Consider the following 2,831-nt stretch of genomic DNA (forward strand, 5'->3'; position numbering starts at 1 on the left):
AGATCGGCGCGCTGCCGCCGGCCGCGAAGTCCGACGCGGGCAAGCGGGTCAACGAGGCCCGCCGGGCGATCGAGAGCGCCTACGCCGCCCGCCAGGAGGTCCTGGAGCGCGACCAGGCCGCCCGGGTGCTGGTCGAGGAGCGGGTCGACGTGACCATGCCGTACGACCGGCACCCCCGGGGCGCCCGCCACCCGTTGAGCACCCTGATGGAGCAGATCAGCGACCTGTTCGTCGGGATGGGCTACGAGGTGGCCGAGGGCCCCGAGGTCGAGCTGGAGTGGACCAACTTCGACGCGCTGAACATCCCCGCCGACCACCCGGCGCGGGGCCTGATGGACACCTTCCACATCGCACCGTCGGACGGCGCGGAGAGCTCCGGCCTGGTGCTGCGCACCCACACGTCGCCGGTGCAGGCGCGCACCATGCTCACCCGCAAGCCGCCGATCTACGTGGTGGTGCCCGGCCGGGTCTACCGCACCGACGAGCTGGACGCCACCCACGCGCCGGTCTTCCACCAGGTCGAGGGCCTGGTGGTGGACAAGGGCATCACCATGGCGCACCTGCGTGGCACGCTCGACCACTTCGCCCGGGCGATGTTCGGCGAGGGCGCGAAGACCCGCTTCCGGCCGCACTACTTCCCGTTCACCGAGCCGTCGGCCGAGTTCGACGTCTGGTTCCCGGAGCACCGGGACGGGCCGCGCTGGGTGGAGTGGGGCGGCTGCGGCATGGTCAACCCGCGGGTGCTGCGCGCCTGCGGCATCGACCCGGAGGTCTACTCCGGATTCGCGTTCGGCATGGGCATCGACCGCACCGTGATGTTCCGGCACGGGGTCAGCGACATGCGGGACATGGCCGAGGGCGACGTGCGGTTCACCCGCGCGTTCGGGGTCGGGGCGTAGGCGATGCGGGTACGAGTCACGGGAACGGTGGTCTGAAGTCATGCGAGTTTCTGTCAGTTGGCTGCGGGAGTACGTCGACCTCCCCGCCGACCTGCCCACCGGGGACCTGGAGCAGGCCCTGGTCGACCTCGGCATCGAGGTCGACTCCGTGGTGGACCTGCGGGAGACCGTCACCGGTCCGCTGGTGGTCGGCGAGGTCCTGGAGATCGAGGAGCTGACCGGCTTCAAGAAGCCGATCCGGTTCTGCCGGGTCGACGTCGGCGCCGCCAACGGCACCGGCGAGCCGCAGGAGATCGTCTGCGGGGCGCGCAACTTCGCCCAGGGCGACCGGGTGGTGGTGATCCTCCCCGGTGGCGTGCTGCCGGGGGACTTCGTCATCGGCGCGCGCAAGACCTACGGGCGCAACTCCGCCGGCATGATCTGCTCCGCGAAGGAGCTGGGCCTGGGTGACGACCACTCCGGCATCATCGTGCTGCCGCCGGACACCCCGGCCAAGCCGGGCGACGACGCGCGCGCCGTCGTGGGGCTCGACGACGTCGTGGTCGAGCTGGACATCACCCCCGACCGGGGGTACGCGCTGAGCGTGCGCGGCCTGGCCCGCGAGCTGGGGCACGCCCTCGGCGTACCGTTCCGCGACCCGGGCCTGACGCCCGCGCCCGGTGGCACCGCCGAGCCGGCGTACCCGGTCGAGGTGCGCGACACGGTCGGCTGCGACCGGTTCGCCGCGCGGATGGTGCGGGGCGTCGACCCCACCGCCGAGACGCCCAACTGGATGTCGCGGCGGCTGACCGTGGCCGGCGTCCGCAGCATCTCGCTGCCGGTCGACATCACCAACTACGTGATGCTCGAACTCGGCCAGCCGATGCACGCCTTCGACGCCGACCGGATCAGCGGTCCGCTGGTGGTCCGCCGCGCCGAGGCGGGGGAGAAGCTGACCACCCTGGACGGGGTGGCCCGCACCCTGACCGCCGAGGACATGGTCATCTGCGACGACACCGGGCCGATCTCGCTCGCCGCGGTGATGGGCGGCGAGACCAGCGAGGTCGTCGGCGGCACCACCGACGTGCTCTTCGAGGCCGCCCACTGGGACCCGGTGATGGTCGGGCGCACCGCCCGCCGGCACCGGCTGTTCAGCGAGGCGGCGAAGCGCTGGGAGCGGGGCGTCGACCCGGCCCTGCCGCTGGTCGCCCTGGAGCGGGCGGTGCGGCTGCTCACCGAGCACGCCGGTGGCACCGTCGGCGAGCAGATCCTGGACATCGATCACGTCCGGCCGGTGCGGCCGGTCGTCCTCCCGGCCGACCTGCCGTCCCGGCGGGTCGGGGTGGCGTACTCCCCGGAGCGGGTGGTCGCCCTGCTGGAGCAGGTCGGCTGCACCGTCGTCCGGGGCGCCGACCGGCTGGCCGAGGACCCGGGCGAGGTCGGCGTGGCCGCCGGCGCCGGTGACGTGCTCACCGTGACCCCGCCGACCTGGCGACCCGATCTCACCGACCCGGCCGACCTGGTCGAGGAGGTGGTCCGCCTCGACGGGTACGACCGGGTGCCGTCCGTGCTGCCCACCGCGCCCGCCGGGCGTGGTCTCACCTGGCAGCAGCGCCGCCGCCGGGCGGTGGCCCGTGCGCTGGCCGAGCGCGGCCACGTCGAGGTGCTGGCCCACCCGTTCACCGCGCCGGAACTCGCCGACCAGCTCGGCCTGCCCGCCGACGATCCGCGCCGGGCGGCGGTCCGGCTGGCCAACCCGCTGTCCGAGGAGGAGCCGGTGCTGCGGACCACGCTGCTCGGCCCGCTGCTCGGCATCCTCAAGCGCAACCTGGGCCGGGGCCAGCGGGACCTCTCCATCTACGAGATCGGGACGGTCTTCCACCCGCGCCCCGCGCCGGCACCCCGCCGGCGATGGGTGTGGACCGGCGGCCCACCGAGGCCGAGTTCGCCGCC

The 2,831-nt window shown here is 73.9% G+C and carries 1 protein-coding gene and 1 pseudogene; both read left to right on the forward strand.

Annotated elements, in window-relative coordinates; all coding sequences use genetic code 11:
- The coding region (gene pheS, locus JNW89_RS33315) for a phenylalanine--tRNA ligase subunit alpha (RefSeq protein ID WP_238452063.1) at nucleotides 1-899 on the forward strand (899 nt) is incomplete at its 5' end.
- Nucleotides 900-939: 40 nt separating this feature from the next.
- Nucleotides 940-2,831 (forward strand): annotated as a pseudogene (gene pheT / locus JNW89_RS33320) (phenylalanine--tRNA ligase subunit beta); the annotation flags it as partial.

This window comes from Micromonospora sp. 4G55, from assembly GCF_016803375.1.